Annotated in this window: 17 protein-coding genes; 9 read left to right on the forward strand and 8 right to left on the reverse strand. The window is 71.4% G+C overall.

Going from position 1 to position 21,307, the window contains the following annotated elements; translation table 11 throughout:
- The first annotated feature begins 334 nt into the window (after positions 1-334).
- The 4 genes from aroE to ABDZ66_RS14895 are packed head-to-tail and all read left to right on the forward strand — an operon-like array spanning position 335 to position 6,133.
- Complete coding sequence (gene aroE / locus ABDZ66_RS14880) at positions 335-1,141, forward strand: shikimate dehydrogenase (protein ID WP_425544444.1); 807 nt, start codon at positions 335-337, stop codon at positions 1,139-1,141.
- A complete protein-coding gene (locus ABDZ66_RS14885; protein WP_343760503.1) occupies positions 1,138-4,449 on the forward strand; it encodes a CHASE domain-containing protein in 3,312 nt (1,103 codons plus the stop codon). Before aroE ends, ABDZ66_RS14885 begins: the two co-directional genes overlap by 4 nt.
- Complete coding sequence (locus ABDZ66_RS14890) at positions 4,446-5,729, forward strand: sensor histidine kinase (protein WP_343760505.1); 1,284 nt, start codon at positions 4,446-4,448, stop codon at positions 5,727-5,729. Before ABDZ66_RS14885 ends, ABDZ66_RS14890 begins: the two co-directional genes overlap by 4 nt.
- Positions 5,730-5,734: 5 nt before the next feature.
- The gene (locus tag ABDZ66_RS14895; protein ID WP_088247514.1) at positions 5,735-6,133 is read left to right on the forward strand and encodes an OsmC family protein; all 399 of its coding nucleotides are present in this window, start codon (positions 5,735-5,737) and stop codon (positions 6,131-6,133) included.
- Positions 6,134-6,182: 49 nt separating this feature from the next.
- On the opposite strand, the gene ABDZ66_RS14900 is transcribed toward ABDZ66_RS14895, so the two are convergent.
- From ABDZ66_RS14900 to deoC, 5 genes are all read right to left on the reverse strand, one after another.
- Positions 6,183-8,252, reverse strand: a complete 2,070-nt coding sequence (locus tag ABDZ66_RS14900; protein ID WP_343760510.1) for a penicillin-binding transpeptidase domain-containing protein — start codon at positions 8,250-8,252, stop codon at positions 6,183-6,185.
- A complete protein-coding gene (gene mreD, locus ABDZ66_RS14905; RefSeq protein WP_343760512.1) occupies positions 8,249-8,788 on the reverse strand; it encodes a rod shape-determining protein MreD in 540 nt (179 codons plus the stop codon). Before mreD ends, ABDZ66_RS14900 begins: the two co-directional genes overlap by 4 nt.
- Positions 8,789-8,882: 94 nt before the next feature.
- Complete coding sequence (gene mreC, locus ABDZ66_RS14910) at positions 8,883-9,665, reverse strand: rod shape-determining protein MreC (protein ID WP_343760516.1); 783 nt, start codon at positions 9,663-9,665, stop codon at positions 8,883-8,885.
- Positions 9,662-10,270, reverse strand: coding sequence for a Maf family nucleotide pyrophosphatase (locus ABDZ66_RS14915; protein WP_343760519.1), 609 nt, complete (start codon positions 10,268-10,270; stop codon positions 9,662-9,664). Before ABDZ66_RS14915 ends, mreC begins: the two co-directional genes overlap by 4 nt.
- Positions 10,271-10,297: 27 nt before the next feature.
- Positions 10,298-10,960 carry a deoxyribose-phosphate aldolase gene (gene deoC, locus ABDZ66_RS14920; RefSeq protein ID WP_078303876.1) on the reverse strand — a complete coding sequence of 221 codons (663 nt, stop codon included), beginning with the start codon at positions 10,958-10,960 and terminating at the stop codon, positions 10,298-10,300.
- Between the two features lie 123 nt (positions 10,961-11,083).
- Between deoC and prxQ the strand changes: the two genes are divergently transcribed.
- Positions 11,084-11,578: a thioredoxin-dependent peroxiredoxin PrxQ gene (gene prxQ, locus ABDZ66_RS14925; RefSeq protein ID WP_343760526.1), complete on the forward strand. Its 495-nt coding sequence runs from the start codon at positions 11,084-11,086 to the stop codon at positions 11,576-11,578.
- Positions 11,575-12,264 carry a ribose 5-phosphate isomerase A gene (rpiA, locus tag ABDZ66_RS14930; protein WP_343760530.1) on the forward strand — a complete coding sequence of 230 codons (690 nt, stop codon included), beginning with the start codon at positions 11,575-11,577 and terminating at the stop codon, positions 12,262-12,264. Before prxQ ends, rpiA begins: the two co-directional genes overlap by 4 nt.
- A gap of 253 nt (positions 12,265-12,517) precedes the next feature.
- Here the strand turns inward: rpiA and ABDZ66_RS14935 are convergent, their stop codons facing one another.
- Positions 12,518-14,572 (reverse strand): thioredoxin domain-containing protein, encoded by a 2,055-nt coding sequence (locus ABDZ66_RS14935; RefSeq protein WP_343760533.1) that lies wholly within the window; start codon positions 14,570-14,572, stop codon positions 12,518-12,520.
- Between the two features lie 147 nt (positions 14,573-14,719).
- Between ABDZ66_RS14935 and ABDZ66_RS14940 the strand changes: the two genes are divergently transcribed.
- Positions 14,720-15,625 (forward strand): transglutaminase-like domain-containing protein, encoded by a 906-nt coding sequence (locus ABDZ66_RS14940; RefSeq protein WP_343760545.1) that lies wholly within the window; start codon positions 14,720-14,722, stop codon positions 15,623-15,625.
- A gap of 55 nt (positions 15,626-15,680) precedes the next feature.
- Entirely contained in the window at positions 15,681-17,510 is a 1,830-nt protein-coding gene (locus tag ABDZ66_RS14945; protein WP_343760552.1) for an arginine--tRNA ligase, read from the forward strand.
- 283 nt (positions 17,511-17,793) lie between these two features.
- Here ABDZ66_RS14945 and ABDZ66_RS14950 read toward each other — a convergent pair whose 3' ends face one another.
- Both ABDZ66_RS14950 and ABDZ66_RS14955 read right to left on the reverse strand, forming a co-directional pair.
- Positions 17,794-18,321, reverse strand: coding sequence for a hypothetical protein (locus ABDZ66_RS14950; RefSeq protein WP_343760556.1), 528 nt, complete (start codon positions 18,319-18,321; stop codon positions 17,794-17,796).
- A 107-nt stretch (positions 18,322-18,428) separates the two neighbouring features.
- Positions 18,429-20,042: a GMC family oxidoreductase gene (locus tag ABDZ66_RS14955; RefSeq protein WP_343760560.1), complete on the reverse strand. Its 1,614-nt coding sequence runs from the start codon at positions 20,040-20,042 to the stop codon at positions 18,429-18,431.
- 61 nt (positions 20,043-20,103) lie between these two features.
- Between ABDZ66_RS14955 and argJ the strand changes: the two genes are divergently transcribed.
- Complete coding sequence (argJ, locus tag ABDZ66_RS14960) at positions 20,104-21,261, forward strand: bifunctional glutamate N-acetyltransferase/amino-acid acetyltransferase ArgJ (RefSeq protein ID WP_343760565.1); 1,158 nt, start codon at positions 20,104-20,106, stop codon at positions 21,259-21,261.
- The last annotated feature ends 46 nt before the right edge of the window (positions 21,262-21,307 follow it).

Consider the following 21,307-nt stretch of genomic DNA (forward strand, 5'->3'; position numbering starts at 1 on the left):
GCCGGAACAGGCTGGCCGGACTCGTTGTTGGGCTGTGTCAAGTGTTCTCCAGTCGCGCGGCGTGGCGCACCCTCCCCCCGGTACGGGCGGGGGAGGGAAGGGGTCGAGGGGTCATCTGGATGCCTCCATTCTGTGCAGGAACGCCGACCCCCGGCGTGTCCCGCAGCACATTCTGCCCCGAACGTGAAGGCCGGGGGCGGGGCCCGGCCCGCAGCCTGCCCCGGTCCCGGCCGGAGCGATGCACTAAACTGACCGGGTGAGTCTGCCGGACGGAACCCCTGCCCCCCGCGCCTTCCTGTTCGCCGATCCGGCCGCGCATTCCCTGTCGCCGCAGATGCACCGCGCGGCCTTCGCGCACGCCGGCCAGCCCGGAACGTACGAGGCGCGGCGCGTCCCGCCGGCCGATCTGGCGGCGGCCATCGCGGGGTTGCGGGCGCCCGGCGTGCTGGGCGCGAACCTGAGCCTGCCGCACAAGGAGGCCGCCCTGCCGCTGCTCGACAGCCTGAGCGGCGCGGCGCGGGCAGTCGGGGCCGTGAACACCGTCGTTCACCGCGACGGCCGGTTGCACGGCGACAACACCGACTCGCCGGGCCTGCGCGACGCCCTGTCCGACGCCGGGTACATCTGGGAGCAGGGGGCCGGGGTGATCGTCCTGGGTGCCGGGGGGGCCGCCCGCGCCGCCGTGCACGCCCTGATCCGCGCCCAGCAGAACGTGACGGTCGTGAACCGCACCCTGGAACGCGCGCAGGCCATCGCCGCCGACTGGCACGACCCGGACGCCGACGTTCAGGTGACGGCCCTGCCCGCCCACGCGGCCCCGTGGGAGTCGGCGGCGCTCGTCGTGAACGCCAGCAGCGCCGGCCTGAACGACCCGGACCAGACGCCGCTGGACGCCGCGTTCCTGACCCGCCTGCCCGCCGGGACGCTCGTGTACGACATGGTCTATAAACCCGCCGAGACCCGCCTGATGCGCGAGGCCCGCGCCGCCGGCCTGAGCGCCCACAACGGCCTGGGCATGCTGGCCCACCAGGCCCGGCTGGCCTTCCACGCCTGGACCGGCGCGGACGTCCCCGTGCGCGTGTTCCTCGACGCGCTGACCCGCGCCGGCGCCCCGGCCGCCGCGCAGGGGCAGGACACTTGATTCCCCGGCGCGTCCTGGGCCAGCGGGCGCCCGTCACGGTCCTGATCCTGGTCGCAGCGCTCGCCCTGGCCGCCGCGCTGGTCATCAACGCCTTCGTGCACGCGCAGCAGCGGAGCCGCTTCGAGCGAGAGGCGACCGTGTACGCGCAGGCCCTGCGTGACCGACTGTCCGTGTACGAGCGGCTGCTGTACACCGTCCGCGCTTCCTGGGAAGCGCAGGGCCCTGCGCGGGACGAGGCGGCCTTCGCGCGCTTCGTGGACGGCATCGACCTCGCGCGCCGCTACCCCGGCGTTCAGGCGGTCGGGTTCGGACAGCGGATCACGCCGGACCGCAGCGCCGCGCTCGAAGCGCAGCTGCGCAGCAGCGTCGGGCGGCCCGTCACGGTGCGCCCGGCGACGACCCGGCAGCCCGAGCGGGTCGTCATCTCGCTGATCGCGCCGCTGAACAGCATGAACGTGGACGCGCTGGGCTTCGACCTGAACAGCGAACCCATCCGCCGCGCCGCCCTGCAGAACGCCCGCCAGCGCGGGAGTGCCCAGGCGACCGCCCTGCTGCGCCTGTTGCAGCGCGGCGACAGTGGCGAGCTGCTGCCCGGCTTCCTGATGACCCTGCCGGTCTGGCGAGACGGGGGCACCGGCGACCTGCTGGGTTACCTGTACCTCGCCGTGCGGGCGGATCAGTTTGTGGAGGACCTGGCGCCCCTGCAGGGCGTCCTGCCCCTGCGCGCCCAGGTGCTGCTGGGAGACGCGCCGCTGCAGCCCGGCGCCCCGGACCTGCAGGGCCTGAGTTTCCGTTACACCACCCGCCTCGACACGGCCGGGCAGCAGTGGACCATGCACTTCGGCGCGGACAGCTCCTTCGCCCGCGACCTGGGCGCCCTGATCCCCCTGCTGGTGGTGCTGCTGGGCCTCGGCACGGCCGGCATGGCCTTCTTGCTGGTCAAGGCGCAGGTGGACGCCCGCACCCGCGCCGAACGCCTGAACGTCTCGCTGGCCGAAGCCCGCGTCCGGCAGGAACAGGCCCGCGCGGAATTCGAGGCGATCTTCCAGTCCATGCAGGACGCCGCCGCCTTCACCGACGACAGCGGCCGCATCCGCATGGTGAACCGCGCCCTGACCGAGCAGTTCCGCGCCGACCCGAACGACCTGAACGGCCGCCTGCTGGGCACCCTGCACCTCGACCGGCGGCTGGACAACCGCCTGACCTTCCAGACGCTGACCACCACCCTGGAACGCCTGGACGGCAGCGTCTTCCAGGGCGAGGCGCAGCGCGGCGAGGTGCGCGGCCAGAGCGGCGAACTGCTGGGCCTGCTGGAGGTCGTGCGGGACGTCACGGACCGCGTGCGGGCCGAGCGGGCCGTGCAGGCCGGGGAACGCCGCTCCCGCGGGGTGCTCGACGCCATCCCGCACATGATCAGCGTGGGCCGTCCGGACGGCACCGTCACCTTCACGAACGGGCAGTTCAGCGCCCGCCTGGGCAGCGCGGGCCTGAGCGGCTTCCTCGACCCGGTCGGCCGGGCCACGTACGGGCAGATGTGGCGCGAGGCGACCGCCGGGGGCGAGGGCGCCCAGTGCGAGGTGCAGCTGCACCTGCCCGGCGGACCGCGCTGGGTGGTCGTGAAGGTCGTGCCGCTGCGCGACGAGCGCGGCGAGATCAGCGAGTGGGTCACGAGCGCCACCGACATTCACGACCGCGTGACCGCCGAGCGGCTCGCGCAGCGCAACGAGGAACGCTACCGCGGCGTGATCGAGGGCATGCCGCAGATCGTGTGGCTGACCGACCCGAAAGGCCAGCCCGTGTACTTCAACCGCCGCTGGAGCGAGTTCGTCGGAGCGGAACACGCCCAGAGCGGCTTCCTGAACCTGCTGCACCCGGAAGACCGCGACGACTACCAGCGCCGCTGGGCCGACGCCCTGCGCTCGGCGCGGCCCTTCGAGTCCGAACATCGCCTGCGCCGCGAGGACGGCCAGTACCGCACCTTCGTCACGCGCGGCCTGCCGGTCCGGGACGCCACGGGCCGCGTGCTGGAATGGGTGGGCACCAGCACCGACGTGGACGATTCCGTGTACGCCGAGAACGCCGCGCGCCTGCTGGCCGACGTGACCGAGCAGCTCACCGCCCGCAGCGCCGACGCCGCCCCGCTGCGCCACGACCGCTACCGCGCCGCGCTGGCCCTGCTGCCCAGCCGTTTCGCGGACAGCGCCGCGCTCTGGAGCGTGCAGCCCACCAGCCTGCTCGCGGTGTCCTCCCCGGCCGCCACCTGGCACGCCGCGGCCTTCCAGGTCGTGGCCGGTCAGGCCATCGAGCGGGTCCTGGCCACCGAGGACCCGGTGTTCATCGACTCGGACCCGGCGCTGCACCGCGTGAACGCCACCGGCGCGCTCTTCTATCCGCTCGTCGGGCGGGACGGGGCGCTCGTGGGCGTGCTGGGCCTGCTGTACCGGCAGGCGCTCACGAACCGCGACCAGGACCTCGCGCAGGACCTCGCGCAGCGCTTCGCCTCCGCGCTCGGCAACGACCTGCTGCAGGAGCGGGTGAATGCCGCGCAGGCGGACCTGCAGGCCCTGAACCAGTCGCTGGAGGACCGCGTGCAGCGCCGCACCCTGGAACTCGAGGCGGCCAACCGGGAACTGGAGGCCTTCAGTTACAGCGTCAGCCACGACCTGCGCACGCCGCTGCGGCACATCGTGGGGTTCGGCGAACTGCTGCACAAGGAAACCGGCGAGCACCTCAGCGGCAAGGGGCAGCGCTACCTGAAGGTCATCACCGACTCGGCCGGGCGCATGAGCCAGCTGATCGACGACCTGCTGGCCTTCTCCCGCATGGGACGCCAGGAACTCAGGCGCGTGCCCGTGAACCTGCGCGCGCTGGCGGAGTCAAGCTGGCGCGGCCTGGAACCCGACCGGGCCGGGCGGCACATCACGCTGCACCTGCCCGACGACCTGCCGACCGTCCCGGCCGACGAGGGACTCCTTGGCCTGGTCTTCACGAACCTGCTGAGTAACGCCATCAAGTACTCGCGCGGCCGCGCCGACGCTGACGTGTGGATCAGCGCCGAACAGCATGAGGACTCGGTGACGGTCACCGTCCGCGACAACGGCGTGGGCTTCGATCCGCGTTACGTGGATAAACTGTTCGGTGTGTTTCAGCGTCTCCACCGCGCCGATGAGTTCGAGGGCATCGGCATAGGCCTCGCCAACGTGCGAAGAATCGTCACGCGTCACGGGGGACAGGTGAGTGCCGACGCCGTTCCCGGCCAGGGCGCCACCTTCACCGTCACGCTGCCCACCACCCCGGAGGACCTGTGACCCACCCCGCCACCCAGGGCGTCCCCGGCGAGGGCGAAGCCCTGCGAATCCTGCACCTGGAAGACAGCGAACTCGACCACGAGCTCGTCACCATGCACGTCGAGACCGACCTGCCCTGGCCGGTCGAGATCACCCGGGTCGAGGACGAACCGGGCTTCCTGGACGCCCTGAGCAGCTCGCCCCCGCACCTGATCCTCAGCGACTTCGCGCTTCCCAGCTACGACGGCCTGAGCGCCTACCGCGCCGCGCACCAGCGCCTGCCGAAGGTGCCGTTCATCATCGTGACCGGCGCGATGGGCGAGGAGACCGCCGTGGACACCCTGCGCGAGGGCGTCACCGACTACATCCTCAAGCAGCGCCTCGAGCGGCTGGCGCCCAGCATCCGCCGCGCCATCGCCGAGGTCGAGTCCCGCATCCGCCGTGAACGCGCCGAGCAGGAAATCCGGCAGCTGAACCTCTCGCTGCAGGCCCGCCTGGAGGAAGTCGAGCGGCTACGCAACACCGCCGAACGCCAGAGCCAGCGCCTGGAAATCCAGGCCAAACAGCTCGAGGAAGCCCTGAACCTCCAGAAGACCTTCCTGGCCGAAACCAGCCACGAACTCCGCACCCCGCTGACCGCCCTGCACGGCTACCTGCGCCGCGCCGAACGCGAGGCCGGGGGCAGCCAGACCCTGCTCGACGCGCAGCGCGTCGCGGAGAACATGACCCGCCTCGTGAACGACCTGCTGCAACTCTCACGCGGCGAACTCGTGCAGAGCATCGAGATGCACTTCATGAACCTCGGGCAGCTGCTACGGCAGGTGGGTCGCGACTACGGCGTGAAAGCCCCGGACGGGGTCTTCGAGATCGTCGGCGACCCCGGCCGCCTGAACCAGGTGTTCATCAACCTCGTCACGAACGCCATCCGCGTGACCGGCAGTCCCGACAAGGTCGCCCTGGAGATCTCCCCACGCCCCGGCGAACTGGAAGTCCGGGTGGTCGACCACGGGCCCGGCGTGCCGGACGCCGTCAAGCCGCGCATCTTCGACAAGTTCTACCGCGGCAAGGAGGCCGGGTCCGCCGGCCTGGGCCTGACCATCGCGCAGCAGGTCGTGACCGCGCACGGCGGCACCATCGACGTGGTCGACACGCCCGGCGGCGGCGCCACCTTCCGCGTGCGCCTGCCGCTGCCCGAGGAGGACGACGAGACCGGCGGGGACCTCGAACCGTCTGTCGATCCGGACGACGCGGCAGATGCCCGGACAGGGAACACTCCGGACGCCCCGGGCGCGCTAGCGTGAGCGGCATGAAGAAGACCCTGAACGTCACCTGGCTCGGAGAACAGCGGTACCTGGGCGTCAGCGAGAGCGGCCACCAGCTGCTGATCGACAACAGCCCCACCAAGGTGGGCGTCTCGCCCATGGAGGCCCTGCTGGGCGCGCTCGCCACCTGCACCGCCTACGACGTGGTCGAGATCATGAAAAAGCGCCGCACGCCGCTGGCCTCGTACCGCATCGAGGTCGAGGGCGAGCGGGCCGACACCGACCCGAAACGCTACACGCACATCACGGTGCGTCACATCGCCAGCGGTGAGGGCGTCACCGACGAGGCGCTCGGCAAGGCCGCGCACCTCAGCCACGAGAAGTACTGCTCGGTCGCCGCGACCCTGAACAGCGAGATCACCGTCGAAACCCGCGTGGAGTGATACGGACTCCGATTGAATGGCTTTGTAAGCCATTCAATCGGAGTCCGTATCAGGGTTGCTGGGCGTCGCTGCCGGCCGCCCTGGCCGCCGCAGCCGCCCGCTGCGCCCGGACCTTGTACACCCGGTGCATCTCCTCGAGTTCCCCGGTGCAGGGTTGCTGCGCGCTGAGCGGCAGGGCGCTGCCCTTCTCGTCCAGGGTCACGCACCAGCGGGCGGCGAACATCTTCTTCACGGCCTTCAGCGCCGGCCCGGAACCCTCGCCGCCGTTCTGGAAGAACGCCACGACCGCGAAGTTCGGACTGGACAGCGGCCCGTACCCCTCGTACCACGCGTGCGTGTACGCGTACCCGCCCCGGCGGCTCAGGCCGTTCTCGGCGGTGCCGGTCTTCCCGCCGGTCCGCACCGGGAACAGCAGCGGGCCGATCTCGTGGCGTGCCGTGCCGGTCGGGATGCTGGTCGTCCAGGTCATGCCTTCCTTGACCAGATCGAAGGCGGCGGTGTTCCCGTTGTGGACCACGTCCACGGCTGGTTTGCGCGGGACTGGCGTGCCGTTCACGGCCTTCAGGACCGTCAGTGGGCGCTTCTGCCCGCCGCTGATGATGGTGGACATCACGGATACCACCTGCGCGGGCGTGACCAGCACGTCTCCCTGACCGATGCTCATGTTCAGGCCGAAGCCCGGGTACCACGGTGCCTGCGGATTGGTGTAGTCGTCGGCGTCGACGAGCAGGCCGGTCTTTTCACCGACCAGTTCCACGCCCGTCTCGCTGTTGTACCCCAGTTCCGTCAGGCGGGACTTGAGCTGCCGCGCGTACGCCACCGGACCGACCCGCGCCGCCGAATCGTAGTACCAGGGGTTGCAGGAGAACGCGATGGCCTTGCGCCCGTCCACCGGCCCCAGGTTGTAGTGCGCCCAGTTGTTGAAGCGCGCCCGCCCGTAGAAGTACGACGGCACGCAACTGGTCGTGAAGTTGCCCCACTTCTCCACGTACATCAGGGTCGTGGCGATCTTGAACACGCTGCCCGGGTTGTATGCCTGCACCACGCGGTTGGTGGTGACGGCGTCCAGCTCGGCCAGTGGCCGGTTCGGGTCGAACGCCCAGTTCTTGGCCTTCGGGTCCGGGCTGGGCACCCGCGAGAACCAGTTCGGGTCGTACGCGGGACTGCTGGCCATGGCCAGCACCTCGTTCGTGCGCGGGTCAATGGCGATCACCGCGCCGCGCGTGTACGGCTCGGCGGGTTTGCCGTACTTCGCGCGGCCCCGGTTCACGTCGGCCAGCCCCTCGCGCAGCGCCCGTTCGGCCGTCCGCTGCAGGGTGGAATCGATGGTCAGGGTCAGGTCCTGGCCCTTCTGTCCGGGCGTGATGATCCGCTCGGTCTGCGGTTTGCCGCCCGCCGTGACCTCCCGGCGTTTCAGGCCGTTCCTGCCCTGCAGGGTCTTCTGCTGGCTGTACTCCAGGCCGCTGCGGCCCACCAGGTCGCCCAGGGTGTAGCCGTCCTCCTCGACCTGTTTCTGGCTGGCTTCCTGCACGTACCCCAGCAGGTGCGCGGCCATCTTGCCCTGCGGGTACACCCGTTCGAGCCGTTCGCGCAGTTCCAGGCTGGGGACCAGCACGGTGTACTCGTAGATCGCGGAGAGCTTCTCCTGCGGAATGTTCCGCGCCAGGACCGTCTCGGCCTCGCGCTGCCGGTCCGGTTCGCGCGGCTGCCCGTCGTCCAGCACGTCCGCCTTGATGCCCGCGAGGTACACGATCTTGTCCCAGGAGGGAATCGCCTGCGCCGGATCGCTGGGATCGCGCCGGCCCGTGTACACCAGGTCCACTGCCAGGCGGTTGGTGGCGAGCAGCACGCCGTCACGCGTGCGGATCTCGCCGCGCAGCGCCGGGATGACCTCATCACGCTGGTAGTTGCTGGCCGAGCGCACCGCGTACTGGTCGTACTGCACGACCTGCAACTGGTACAGCCGGCCCCCCAGTGCCAGCAGTCCCACGCTGAAGGCCAGCGCCGACCACTTCACGCGGGTGGCGCCCTCGTGCGTGGCGCGGGCGCCCCGGCCGCGCGCCCCGGCCCGTCGACGCAGCCGGTCCCGGCGGTCCATGGCCGCTCCGGCGCGGCTCACGCGAGGTGCTCCTCGGGTCCGCTGCGCGACCCGAAGGTCCACGACACCAGCCGGTCCCACAGCGGGTACAGCAGCAGCGTCCCCGCGAAGACCAGCGGGACCGTGGTGCGCAGCAGGTCGGCGGTGATCAGGTCCGCGCGCAGCCAGTAGTTCAGGATCAGGAACGTGAACCACTCGCCCAGCACGGCCATCAGGACCGTCAGCAGCGACTGGAACAGCCCGGAATCTGCCACGTAGCGGCGCACCAGCAGCGTGAACAGCGCCCCTCCCGCCACACCTGCCGCGTGCAGACCCAGCGTGCCGCTGCCCAGCAGGTCCTGGCCCAGGCCCACGCCGTACGCGGCCAGCACCGCCCAGGGAGGCGGGAGGCGCCAGACCAGCGCGGCGCCGGTCAGCAGGAACAGGTCCGGTGCGGGAATCCCGGCAGCGTCCGACAGGCGCGACAGGATTCCCTGCGCGGCGGTCAGCAGGGCCGCGTACACGATCAGTTTCACCCAGCGCAGCGGGCCGCGCGGGGCAGGGTAGATGCTTCTCATACGGTCTCCGGAGCGGGACGGGACGCCCCCGCAGGTGGCGGCCCCCGGCGCCCGCCGCACTCATGGCCGCCGGCACGCGTGGACGGCGGCCGCGTCACAGGCCCTCCAGCAGCGTGACGTCCTCGATCACGCCGACGTCCACGCTGGGTTTCACGATCACGGTGCGGCTGATGTCGTTCGGGCCGAGCGGCATGACCTTCTCGACCGTTCCCACCCGGATCCCGACCGGGAACACCCCGCCCAGACTGTTCGTGACCAGCACGTCCCCCACCCTGATCGGCACGCTGCGCGAGAACTCGGCGCGCAGCCGGTCCGGCGGCACACCCCGCGCCAGGCCCCGTCCGCCGCGGTTGCCCTGCAGCGTGACCCCGACGCTGCTTTCCGGATCGACCAGCGCCACGACCGTCGAGCGGTGCTCGGAGACCTCCGCGATCTGACCGACCAGGCCGCCCGGCACCGTGACCGGCATGCGCAGCCGCACGCCGTCCGCCGAGCCGCGGTTCAGGTCCAGTCGCGCCAGCAGCGGACTGGGGTCCACCGCGATGACCTGCGCGATCCCCAGGGCGTTCGGGGCCTGCGTGGTCGTGATGTTCATCACCTGCCTCAGGCGCGACACCTCGCGCTGCAGCAGTTCGTTCTGCTGGCGCAGCAGGTCGTTCTGCTTCCCGAGGGCTCCCACCTCGCGCGAGAGTTCCCGTTCGTGCACCAGGGTCACGTAGGCCCGGCGGACGTTGTCGGCGGTCACGACCGACGCCCGCGTGATGGGCGCCGTCCACGCCCGCCACGCCGAAGGCGCCACCACCTGAAAGCGGGTGGTGACCATGCTCAGCCCCAGCAGGCCCAGCGTGACCAGCAGGAGTCTGCGGCCCTCGCTCACGCCCCGGCGGCCCCCGCGGCGCTGCCCAGGCTGCCCCAGACCGGCACGCCGCAGCCGCGCAGCAGCCGGATCACGACCGACAGCGGAAAGCCCACCACGTTCGAGTACTCGCCGTCCAGCCGCTCGACCAGCGCCATGCCCAGGCCCTGGACGCCGTACCCGCCGGCCTTGTCCAGGCCCTCGCCCGTCGCGGCGTAATGCGCGATCTCGGCGTCGTCCAGCGTGCGGAAGGTCACGCGGGTGCGGGCCACCTCGACCGATTCGGCCGCGCCGCGCAGGGCCGCCACGCCGGTGTACACGTCGTGCGTGCGGCCCGACAGCCGGCGCAGGAACGCCTCGTTCTCGGCGGCCGTGGCGGGCTTGGCCAGCAGGTCCGCGCCCACCGCGACCACCGTGTCGGCCGCCAGCACCACCGCGTCCGGGTGCGCGCGCGCCACCGAGCGGCCCTTCAGGAGCGCGAGCTCCGCCGCCAGCGCGTGCGGGTCGCTCTGGCTGCTGTCCTCGTCCTCGCCGCTGACGATCACCTCGAAGGTCACGCCCAGGCCGCCCAGCAGCTCACGCCGCCGGGGACTGCCGGACGCCAGCACCACCCGCGGCGCGGTCACTGCCGCGCCGTGTGCACTGCCGGCCACCTAGTACCCCTCGCCGCTCTGTTCGCCTGCCACGAGTGCCACGCCGCCCGACGTGCCCAGGCGCGTCGCGCCGGCCTCGATCATGTCCAGCGCGTCCTGGGCGCTGCGCACGCCGCCCGCCGCCTTGATCTGCGCGCGGCCCGCGATGACCTGCGCCATCAGGCGCACGTCGTCCAGGGTCGCGCCGCCCGTGCCGAAGCCCGTGCTGGTCTTCACGAAGTCCGCGCCGCCCAGCACGGCCGCCTCGGTCGCGCCGCGCTTCTGCTCCTCGTTCAGGTAGCAGGTCTCGATGATCACCTTCAGCACCGAGTCCGGAATGGCGCGGCGCACCGCGCGCACGTCGGCCTGCACGGCGTCCCAGTCGTTCGCCAGGGCCGCGCCGATGTGGATCACCATGTCCACCTCGTCCGCGCCGGCCTCGACGCTCAGGCGGGCCTCCACGGCCTTCTGGTCCGGGCTGACCGCCCCCAGCGGGAAGCCGCACACGGTCGCGACCTTCACGCCGCTGCCTTCCAGCTCGGCCTTCGCCAGCGGGATGAACACCGGGTTGATGCACACGGCGTAGAACGAATGCTCACGGGCCTCGGCGCACAATTTCTGAATATCGCCAGCGGTGGCGGTGGGTTTAAGCAGGGTATGGTCAATGTACGGCGCAAGCTTCACGCCCCTAGCATACGCAGTGAAGGCTAAGAAGATTGAACGCCGTGCGCCGCCCCCGCCTCCCGACAGCGCCGCGCTGCCGCCGGCCGCCCGCTCCGGCGCCGCACACGCTACCCTGTGAACGCCATGACCGAACCCAACACCCCGCCGCAGGTCGGCCAGCCGTTCCCCACCTTCGCCCTGCCCGACGCCCAGGGCCACACCCACACCCTGAGCGACTACGCCGGGAAGTACGTCGTGCTGTACGTGTACCCCAAGGACGACACGCCCGGCTGCACGAAGGAAGCCTGCGACTTCCGGGACAACGCCACCCTGAAGGCGCACGGGGCCGCCATTCTGGGCGTCAGCGCCGACGACGCCGGCAGCCACGCCCGCTTCGCGGAGAAGTACTCGCTGCCCTTCCCGCTCCTGAGTGACGACGGCGCCGCCTTCCTGCGCCAGGTCGGGTCGTACGGCACCAAGAACATGTACGGCAAGGTCACCGAGGGCATCAAACGCCAGACCTTCCTGATCGCCCCGGACGGCACCCTGGTGAAATCCTGGCTGGCCGTGAAGGTCGACGGGCACGCCGACCACGTGGCCGCCGCCATCGAGAAACACCGCGCGCAGGGGGCCGCATGACCACCGACCTGGAAGCCCTGAAAAAGGAGGCCGCCATCCGCGCCGTCGCCCTGGTCGGCAGCGGCATGCGCGTGGGCCTGGGCACCGGCAGCACCGCGAAGTACGCCATCGAGGAGATCGGCCGCCGCCTGGGCAGCGGTGAACTGAGCGGCGTGACCGGCGTCGCCACCAGCGAGGCCAGCGACGCCCTGGCCCGGCAGGTCGGCATTCCCGTCGAGCCGCTCGACCCGCGCCCGCTGGACATCGCCATCGACGGCGCCGACGAGATCGACCCGGCCCTGAACCTGATCAAGGGCCTGGGCGGGGCGCTGCTGCGCGAGAAACTCACCGAGGTGCAGGCCCGGCAGCTCGTGATCATCGCGGACCACACCAAACTCGTGACCCGCATCGGCGAGAAGGCCCCGCTGCCCATCGAGATCGCCCGCTTCGGCTTCCTGAGCACCATCGAACGCCTGCGTGCCGTGCTGCCCGCCGGCCGCCTGCGCCAGAACGGCGCGCAACCCTACGTGACCGACAACGGCAACCTGATCTTCGACGCGCAGATCCCCGAGGGGCACGACATCCACGCGCTGGAACGGCAGCTGAAAGGCACCCTGGGCGTGATCGACACCGGCCTGTTCCTGGGCATGGCACAGGTGGCGTTCGTCGCCGCGCCGGACGGCGTGCAGGAACTCCGCCCCCAGTAACGGCCTACAGGCAGGAGACAGGAAGGGAGGCCCCGGCGACCGAAGTCCGGGGCCTCCCTTCCTGCGATGTGTCCCTGCCGCGAACAGGGGAGAGCCGCGCCCCCCCGACGCCCCGGATCATACGGATTCCGTTTGTTTCGCCAACAATCCGGAACTTCACCGGATTGCCGGCTCCACGTCCGGAACCCGTTTCTCTCCTACTCGCATCCGCTCGGATTGAACGGCTTTGTAAGCCATTCAATCGGAGTCCGTATCAGTCCAGGCGGGCCAGCTGCGCGTCGAACGCCGCCTCCTCGCGGGTGGGCAGGTCACAGGTGCGGTTCACGCACACGAAGCCCAGGCCCCCGCCGGGCCGGGCCTCCAGCACCGGCAGGTCACCGCCCGCTACCGTGAAGGCCAGCGCCGTGAACGGCAGCGCGTGACGGGCCGCGACCGCCTCCAGCGGCGCCCGCTCCGGCGGCGTGCCGATGATGGCGACCTCGGTGTGCGGCGCGTGCAGGAACGCGGCGGCCTGCCACAGCCCCCCGAAGCCGCCGGGGGCGGCCAGCATGTCGTCACGGAAGCTCTGCACGGCACGCCGCGCCGTGTCCTCGGCGCCGGGCAGCGCGAAGTAACGGTCCATCCACAGGGCCAGCAGCGCCCCGGCGGCGTTGTCGCTGATCACGGCGCTGTCGAAGCCCTGCGCCTGCCGGGTCAGCAGCGCCTCGGCCCGGCCGCCGGACGCCATGAACACGCCCGCCTCCGCGTTCCAGAAGTCCCGCTGCACGATCTGCCACAGCTCGCGCGCCCGGTGCAGGTCGGCGGGATCGCCGCCCGCCTGGAACAGCGCGACCAGTCCCAGCGCGTACAGCGCGTGGTCCTCCATCAGGCCCTCCACCCGCGCCTGGGCGCCACTCCAGGTGTGGCGCAGCGTGCCGTCCGGCAGTTGCAGGTGCGTGCGCACGAAGTCGGCGTTGCGGCGCGCGATGTGCAGGTACGCGGGCTCGCGCAGGATGCGGGCCGCGTCCGCGAAGGCCGCCAGCGCCAGCCCATTCCAGGAGGTCAGGACCTTGTCGTCCGTGCCGGGCTGCGTCCGCGCCTGCCGCGCCGCCAGCAGCCGCGCCTTCAGGCCGTCCAGGCGGGCCTGCACCTCCGCCTCCGGCTGGCCCAGTTCGGCCGCCAGGTCCGGCACGGGCGCAGCCACGAACGGCACGGAGCGCCGCCCGAACGAGCGCTGGTGCGGGTCCTCGAAGTTCCCGGGGTCCGTGATGCCCAGGTACCGCGCGATCAGCGCCGCGTCCTCGTGGTCCGGCCCGCCCACCAGCGCGGCCTGCACCTCGGCGGGCGTCCAGGTGAAGGTCAGGCCCTCCACGCCGCCGTCCGGGGTGGGCGTGTCGGCGTCCTGCGCGCTGTAGAACCCGCCGTCCGGTGACAGCATCTCGCGGCGCAGGTACGCCAGCGTGCCGCGCGCCGCCCGCGCGAACGTCCCGTCGCCGCTCACCTGATACGCGCGCAGCAGCGTGCGCGTCAGCTGCGCGTTGTCGTACAGCATCTTCTCGAAGTGCGGCACCCGCCACGCATCATCCACGCTGTAGCGGTGAAAGCCGCCGCCCAGCTGATCGTGCAGGCCGCCCGCCAGCATCCGCCGCAGCGTGTGCAGCGCCATCAGTCGCCCGTCCGGGCGGGTCAGCAGGAAATCCAGCGTGGTCGGCGCCGGGAATTTCGGCGCCCCGCCGAAGCCCCCCCGGTCCGCGTCGAAGGTGCGGCGCAGGTTCGCCACTCCCCGCTCCAGCAACTCCGGCCCGAACGATCCCACGGACGGGCGGGGCTGGGCGGCCTCGCGCACGTGCGCGGTCAGCGCCTGCGCGTTCCCCAGCAGCTTGTCGCGTTCCTCACGCCAGGCGCGTTCCACGCTGCCCATGACCCGCATGAAACTCGGCAGGCCGTGCCCGTCCTGCGGCGGGAAGTACGTCCCGGCGTAGAACGGTTCGCCCGACGCGGTCAGGAACACCGTCATGGGCCACCCACCCTGCCCGGTCAGCGCCTGCGTGGCCGCCATGTACACCGCGTCCACGTCCGGGCGTTCCTCGCGGTCCACCTTCACGTTCACGAAGTGCCGGTTCATGAACGCCGCCGTCGCCTCGTCCTCGAAACTCTCGTGCGCCATCACGTGACACCAGTGGCAGGTCGAGTACCCCACCGACAGCAGCACCGGCACCCCGCGCCGCGCCGCCTCCGCGAACGCCTCCTCGCCCCACGGCCACCAGTCCACCGGGTTGCCGGCATGCTGAGCGAGGTACGGACTGCTTTCCCGGGCAAGTCGGTTCATGCCCCCACCCTAGAGCACCGGCCCCGGCCCGCACCGCAACCGGCGGACGACCCGCCGGGCAGGGCCGGAAACGGCGACCCGGCGGCGGAACAACATGAATGCCGCGCCGCGTAGACCTCAGCCGTCACAGGCGGCACACTGGGGCGCATGGCCCAGCCCCCCAGCGCGACCCTCCCCGACCCTGACCGGTTCCAGACCCCCATCCGGATTCGCGCCGGGTTCCGCCTGACCTTCGACGTGCCGTACCCCACCCCCATGCTGTTCGTCGTGCAGCCCAGCGACCGCCTGCAGCCCACCGGCACCCGCCAGCGCATCCTCGACCAGCGGTCCCTCGGTGCCACTGGCCTGCACACCTACACCGACACGCACGGCAACACCGTCTGGCGCGCCCTGGCGCCCGCCGGGACCTTCACGGTCGGGCACGACCTGATCGCCCGCATCACCCGCCACGCCGACCCCATCCTGCCGGCCCTGCCGAAAACGCCGGTCGAGGCCCTGCCGGACGACACCATCACGTACCTGCTGCCCAGCCGCTACGTGGACAGCGACCTGATCAGCGACGACGCCTGGGCACGTTTCGGGCACATCCAGGGCGGCTGGGCGACCGTGCAGGCCATCTGCGACCACCTGCACAGCGAATGCGTGTACGGCGCCGGCAGCACCAGCAGCACCACCGCCAGTCAGGCGCTCGGCAGCGGCCGCGCCGTGTGCCGGGACTTCGCGCACATGGGCGTCGCGTACTGCCGCGCCCTGAACATCCCCGCCCGCTACGTCTGCGGGTATCTGCCCGACATCGACATCAAGCCCGACCCGGTCCCCATGGACTTCCACGCGTGGTTCGAGGCGTTCCTGGACGGCCAGTGGCGCACCTTCGACGCGCGGCACAACCGCCCACGCGCGGGCCGCGTGGTGATCGCGCAGGGCCGCGACGCCTCGGACGTGGCCTTCACCACCACCTTCGGCAACGCCCGCCTGACCAGCATGACCGTCTGGGCCGACGAGGCCCCGGACAGCATGACCCTGGACGACCCGCCCAACCCGCGCGTGTTCTGAACCCTGGCCGCCGACCGGACCGCAGGGGGGCCGCCCACTGGTAAACTCCCAGGTTATGGACCTCAAGGCTCAACTCAAACAGGCGGTCGAGACGGCCGCCGCTGCCCTCGGCGCGCCGCTCGACGTGGCGATCCAGGAGACACCCGCCACCAAACCCGGCGATTACGGCACGCCCGCCGCGTTCCAGATCGCCAAGGCGATCGGCGGCAACCCCGCGCAGGTCGCGCAGCAGCTCGCGCAGACGGTCGTGCTGCCCGCCGGGATCAGCCGCGTGGAGGCCGCCGGGCCGTTCCTGAACTTCTTCGTGGACGTGGGCGCCTTCGTGCGCGGCGTGGTCGAGCAGCCCTTCGCCATGCCCGCCCTGGGCGGCAAGGTCGTGATCGAGCACACCAGCGTCAACCCGAACAAGGAACTGCACGTGGGGCACCTGCGCAACGTGGTGCTGGGCGACTCCATGGCCCGCATCTTCCGCGCGGCCGGCCACACGGTCGAGGTGCAGAATTACATCGACGACACCGGCCGTCAGGCCGCCGAGAGCCTGTTCGCCGCCGCGCACTACGGCCTGACCTGGGACGGCATCCAGAAGTACGACCACTGGATGGGCGAAGGCTACGTGCGCCTGAACGCCGACCCCGCCAAGGCCGAACTGGAAAGCGGCATCACGGCCATCATGCACCGCCTGGAAGCCGGTGAGCTGCGCGGCGAGGTCGAGAAGATCGTCCACGCGCACCTCCAGACCTGCTTCCGCCTGGGCGCCCGCTACGACCTGCTCGCCTGGGAGTCCGACGTGGTCGGCAGCGGCTTCCTCGGGCACGGCCTGAACATCCTGGAGGGCAGCCCCTACACCAGCCACCCCACCGAGGGCAAGTTCGCCGGGGCGTTCGTGATGGACGTCTCCGCCTTCATGCCCAACCTGGAGGAATCGAACGTCGTGCTGCGCCGCAGCGACGGCACCGCCATGTACGTCGCCAAGGACGTGGGCTACCAGTTCTGGAAGTTCGGGCTGTTCGAGGGCATGAAATTCAAGCCCTTCACCACCGACCCCGAGGGAAACACCATCTGGACCAGCGCCCCCGACGGCCAGCCCGACACGGAAGGCCGCTTCGGGCACGCGCAGGAAGTCATCAACGTGATCGACTCCCGCCAGGAACACCCGCAGAAGATCGTCAAGGCGTCCCTGGGCGTGGCGGGCGAGACCGAGAAGGAAGCCCGCTCCATTCACCTGTCGTACGCCTTCGTGACCCTCGAAGGGCAGACCATCAGCGGCCGCAAGGGCGTGACCGTCAGCGCCGACGCCGCCATGGACGAGGCGCAGACCCGCGCCCTGGCGGCCCTCGCGGAACTCAACCCGGCCCTCGCCGCCCGCGACGACGCCGCCGAGATCGCCCGCCGCATCGGCATCGGCGCCATCCGCTTCGCGATGCTGAAGGCCGAACCCACCCGCAAGATCGACTTCCGCTGGGAGCAGGCCCTCGCCCTGAACGGCGACACCGCCCCCTACGTGCAGTACGCCGCCGTCCGCGCCGCGAACATCCTGCGCAAGGGCGCCGAGGCCGGATACGCCACCGACGGCACCGGCGCCGCCTGGGACGCCCTGCCCGACATCGACCTCGCGCTCGCCAAGACGGTCGCGAAACTCCCGGAAATCGTCGCGCAGAGTGTCCGCGCGCACTCCCCGCACGTGGTCGCGCAGTACGCGCTGGACCTCGCCACCGCCTTCAACGCCTGGTACAACGCCAGGGACAAGCAGGGCAAGCCCGCCACGAACGTCCTCGCCAGCCCCGAGGGCCTGCGTGAAGCCCGCCTCGCCCTGGTCGCCCGCCTGCGCGTGGCCTTCGAGGAAACCCTGGCCCTGATCGGCATCGAGATTCCCGCCGCGATGTGATCCGGACTCCGGTTGAACGGCCTGCAAAAGCCGTTCAATCCGAGCGGACTCGGGCGGGATGGTTTTCAGGGACCACGCCACCCTGCAGAGATGAGCTGGGCGGCCCCGCGCAGAACCGGGGCCGCCCAGCTGCTTTCAGGCCGGGTTCATACGGACTCCGATTGAATGGGCTGCAAAGCCCGCTGGGTCCGAGCGAAGCGAGTGGGAGCTGGGCGGGTTCCGGACGTGGAGTCGGCAATCCGGTGAAGTTCCGGATTGTAGGCGAAACAAACGGCAGTCCGTATCAGTTCACGCGGACGCTGTTGGCGAGATTGCGCACGATCGCCTCGTTGCGGCTGTAGTCCTTGACGTTCCCGGCGATGGTCATGACCAGCATGCGGCCGCCGACGCTGGTGACCATCAGTTCGCGGCGCAGCTCGTCGCCCTGGCTGGGGGTGGTGAACACGAACTGCGCCCACGGAGAGCCGCCGAGCGTGACGAGGCTGGCCTTGAGGCTCTTGACGTTCGGCACCTGGGCGCGGATCACGCCGGGGAACTGTTCGACGAGTTTGGAGACCTCGTTCGCGGCGAGCTTGCTGGCGCGCCACTCGAAGGCGACGCTGACCTTGCGGTCCTCGGTGAGGAACACCGCGTCGGGGCGGCCGGCGGCGCTGGGGAAGGCGCTGCGGATGCCGGCGGCGCTGAGGGTCAGCAGTTTCGCGTTGGGTTCGACGGTCACGGGGACGTTGCCGAGCTTCACGGGCACGGCGACTGCGGCGCCGGCGGTGAGCAGGCTGGCGGCGAGCGTCAGGGTCAGGGAGCGGGGCTTCATGTCGTTGTCACCCTACGCGGTCCCCCACTGGACCTCATGAACTGAACATGAGGAACGTGCGGGTGGCGTCACCTGCCGGTCAGGCCAGGTCGGCGGGCGCACGGCCGTCACGTCCGCTCCAGGCCGGCCAGCAGGAACTGCGCGGCGCGCCCGCCGATCATCATGCTCGTGGCGTTGGTGTTCGCGTGAATGATGCGCGGCATGACGCTCGCGTCCCCCACCCACAGGCCCCGCGTGCCGTGCACAGCCAGCGTCCGGCTGACCACCGCGCCGTCACCGTCGCCCAGCGCGGCCGTCCCGACCGGGTGGTACAGCGTGGCGCACTCCTGCTGCACGTGGCGGCGCAGGCCCGCGTCGGTGCGCACGCCCTCGCCGGGCAGGACCTCCGCGCCGCGCAGGCCCGACAGGGGAGAGGCGGCCGCCACCTCGCGCGCCTGCCGCACCCCCGCGAGCAGGCTCTGCATGTCCCGCTCGTCCGACAGGTACGCCGGGTCGATCACCGGCGCGGCCAGCGGATCGGCGGACGCCAGCGTGATCCGCCCGCGGCTGTGCGGGTCGACCAGGACCGGCCCGACCGAGAAGTGATTGCCGGGTTCGGTCGTGTCTCCGTGATTCCGGAAGTACGCCGGGCCGAAATGAAACTGGATGTCCGGGTCGTCCGTGCGCGGGTCCAGGCCGGGCCGCGCGTGCGAGAAGGCGCTCGCCTCGGCCACGTTGCTGCTCAGGGGACCGCTGCGGTTCCAGAGGTAGCGGGCCAGCGCCTCGGCCTGTGGCACGCGGTCCAGCGAGGTCAGGCGCGAGCGGGTGATGACCGGCACCGCCAGGTGATCCTGCAGGCCGCCACCCACGCCGGGCAGGTTCACGTGCGTCTCGAGGCCGTGCCGGTCCAGTTCGGCGCGCGGCCCGACGCCCGAGAGCATCAGCAGGTGCGGGGTCTGCACCGCGCCCGCCGCGAGCAGGACCGCGCCCGCCGGGGCGTCCAGCGTGCGCCCCTGCCAGCGCAGCCGCACGCCCGCCGCGCGCCGCGTGCCGCCGCTGCCCGACCACAGGATGCGCAGCGCGTGGGCGCCGGTCAGCACCGTCAGGTTCGGGTGGTTCAGGACGGGTTTCAGGAACGCCCGGAACGCGCTGTACCGTTCGCCGCGCAGGTGGTTGCTCTCCAGCAGCGCCGCGCCCTCCAGCACTCCGTCGTTGAAGGAACTGACCAGGGGCACGCCCAGCCCCAGCGCCGCCGAGCGCACGAACGCCTCGCTCAGCGCGTGCGACCCGGCCCGCGCGCCCGCCGGCATGGGGCCGTCCGTGCCGCGCGCCGCCGACGCCTCGCCCCGGTAGGATTCCTGCGCCCGGAATTCCGGCAGCACGTCCTCCCAGGTCCAGCCCTCGCCCCAGCTGTCGAAATCCCGCCTGGAACCGCGAATCCAGATGGTCGCGTTGATGGCGCTGCTGCCGCCCAGCACCTTCCCGCGCGGCCAGTAGAACGCCCGGCCGCCCGCGTGCGCCTGCGGGGTGGTCGTCAGGTTCCAGTCCACGGCGCTGCGGAACAGTTTCGGGAACGCGCCCGGCGCGCGGATCAGCGGGTTGGTGTCCGGCCCGCCCGCCTCCAGCAGCAGCACCCGCGCTCCCGCGTCCAGCAGCCGCCGCGCCGCGACGCACCCGCCCGACCCGGCCCCCACAATGACGACATCCGCGCGCCCGCGCGACTCCAGCGAATTCGGTTTCATTTGCACCGAGTATAGACCCGCCCCCGACCCGCGCCGCCCGCCGCCCGCTACACTCCCCTGCATGAGTGGCCTGACGTTCCCCACCGGCTTCACCGCCGCCGCCATGGCGGCCGGTATCAAACCCAGCGGCAAGACCGACCTGAGCGGCGTGACCAGCCGCCGCGACTGCACCTGGGCCTTCGCGGGCACCCGCAGCACCACCGCCGCCGCGTGCGTCACCCGCAACCGCGACCTGTACGCGCACGGAGCCCCCGTCCGCGCCCTGCTGGTCAACGCCGGAAACGCGAACGCCGCCACCGGCACGCGTGGCGCCAACGACAACGCCGACATGGCCGACGCCTTCGGCAGTGTGCTGAACGTGCAACCCCAGGCAGTCCTGACCGCCAGCACCGGCATCATCGGGCACCTGCTGCCCATGGATAAGGTCCTGAGCGGCATCGAGCACCTGCCGGACGAACTCGGCAGCGCCGCCGACCCCTTCGCCGCCGCGATCATGACCACCGACACGCACCCCAAGACCGCCAGCGTCACCCTCAGCAGCGGCGCGCGTATCGTCGGCACCGCCAAGGGCAGCGGCATGATCCACCCGGACATGGCCACCATGTTCGCCTTCGCCTTCACCGACGCAGCCATCGACCAGACGGCGCTGCGTGAGGCGTTCCCCGCCATCGTGAACCGCACCTTCAACGCCGTCACCGTCGACGGCGACACCAGCACCAACGACATGGCCGTCGTCCTGTGCAACGGCGAGGCCGGCCCCGCCGACCTGACCGAATTCCTGACCGCCCTGGAAGGCGTCATGCGCGACCTCGCCCGCCAGATCGCCGCCGACGGCGAGGGCGCCACCAAACTCCTGACCGTGCAGGTCAGCGGCGCCCGCACCGAGGCCGAGGCCCTCGCCGCCGCCCGCACCTGCTGCGTCAGCCCCCTGCTGAAAAGCGCCGTGCACGGCAACGATCCCAACTGGGGCCGCGTGATCATGGCGGTGGGCCGCAGCGGCGCCGGCGTGAACATCGAGAAACTGCGCGTCAGCGTGCAGGGCCACCCCGTCTTCGGCGGCAAACCGCTCCCGTACGACGACGCGCAGGTCAGCGCCAGCATGAAAGCCGAGGAGGTCGTCTTCACCATCGACCTCGGCGTCGGCGACGCCCACGGCGAGGCCTGGGGCTGCGACCTCAGCGCCGAATACGTCAGCATCAACGCCGACTACACGACCTGAACGGAAGGCGTTCACGGTTTCTTACCCGTCACGCGGCCGGCACGGC

This window comes from Deinococcus depolymerans (assembly GCF_039522025.1).
In the GTDB taxonomy this organism is placed as follows: Bacteria; Deinococcota; Deinococci; order Deinococcales; family Deinococcaceae; genus Deinococcus; species Deinococcus depolymerans.

Bases quoted from the DNA above. Each gene is read 5' to 3' on its own strand.
- aroE (WP_425544444.1), top strand. From the start codon at position 335: ATGCACCGCGCGGCCTTCGCGCACGCCGGCCAGCCCGGAACGTACGAG.
- ABDZ66_RS14895 (WP_088247514.1), top strand. From the start codon at position 5,735: ATGAAGAAGACCCTGAACGTCACCTGGCTCGGAGAACAGCGGTACCTG.
- mreD (WP_343760512.1), bottom strand. From the start codon at position 8,788: ATGAGAAGCATCTACCCTGCCCCGCGCGGCCCGCTGCGCTGGGTGAAA.
- prxQ (WP_343760526.1), top strand. From the start codon at position 11,084: ATGACCGAACCCAACACCCCGCCGCAGGTCGGCCAGCCGTTCCCCACC.
- rpiA (WP_343760530.1), top strand. From the start codon at position 11,575: ATGACCACCGACCTGGAAGCCCTGAAAAAGGAGGCCGCCATCCGCGCC.
- ABDZ66_RS14935 (WP_343760533.1), bottom strand. From the start codon at position 14,572: ATGAACCGACTTGCCCGGGAAAGCAGTCCGTACCTCGCTCAGCATGCC.
- ABDZ66_RS14940 (WP_343760545.1), top strand. From the start codon at position 14,720: ATGGCCCAGCCCCCCAGCGCGACCCTCCCCGACCCTGACCGGTTCCAG.
- ABDZ66_RS14945 (WP_343760552.1), top strand. From the start codon at position 15,681: ATGGACCTCAAGGCTCAACTCAAACAGGCGGTCGAGACGGCCGCCGCT.
- ABDZ66_RS14950 (WP_343760556.1), bottom strand. From the start codon at position 18,321: ATGAAGCCCCGCTCCCTGACCCTGACGCTCGCCGCCAGCCTGCTCACC.
- ABDZ66_RS14955 (WP_343760560.1), bottom strand. From the start codon at position 20,042: ATGAAACCGAATTCGCTGGAGTCGCGCGGGCGCGCGGATGTCGTCATT.
- argJ (WP_343760565.1), top strand. From the start codon at position 20,104: ATGAGTGGCCTGACGTTCCCCACCGGCTTCACCGCCGCCGCCATGGCG.